Annotated in this window: 1 protein-coding gene; it reads left to right on the top strand. The window is 58.2% G+C overall.

Annotated features, from left to right (window positions below):
- Positions 1-86: 86 nt before the first annotated feature.
- Positions 87-371: hypothetical protein (locus EN859_RS35865; RefSeq protein WP_210237765.1), on the top strand; the 285-nt coding region annotated here is incomplete at its 3' end.

Below are 371 nucleotides of genomic sequence, written 5' to 3' on the forward strand. Positions count from 1 at the left end.
TTGCTACTGCCAGCGGGCTGGCCTCTTCGGAACACGCGACTCTTCATTCGCTTGTCCCCGGACAAGTAGCGGAACGCGCTAGCCAGGTGGTGCAGAATGCTAACCGGCTGAAACTCTGGTGCGCCTGGCGGAAAGTCCGTCAGCATGCGCTTTCGCTGGGATTGGCCCCATTGGTTGCAGGTATCGAAGACGGCAATATTCAGCGTGGGCAGGTGAAGGCGGTTTTTGAGACCAACTACTGCCGCTGGTGGTTGAATGCTGTCGTGGATGGGGATGAGGTTCTGCGTAACTTTGTGTCCGCCGAGCACGAGAAACGCATCCAGGATTTCCGCGAGCTCGATGAGCAGTTCGTCGCTTTGACTCGGGCGTGG

The sequence above is a fragment of the Mesorhizobium sp. M00.F.Ca.ET.216.01.1.1 genome, from assembly GCF_004010325.2.
In the GTDB taxonomy this organism is placed as follows: Bacteria; Pseudomonadota; Alphaproteobacteria; order Rhizobiales; family Rhizobiaceae; genus Mesorhizobium.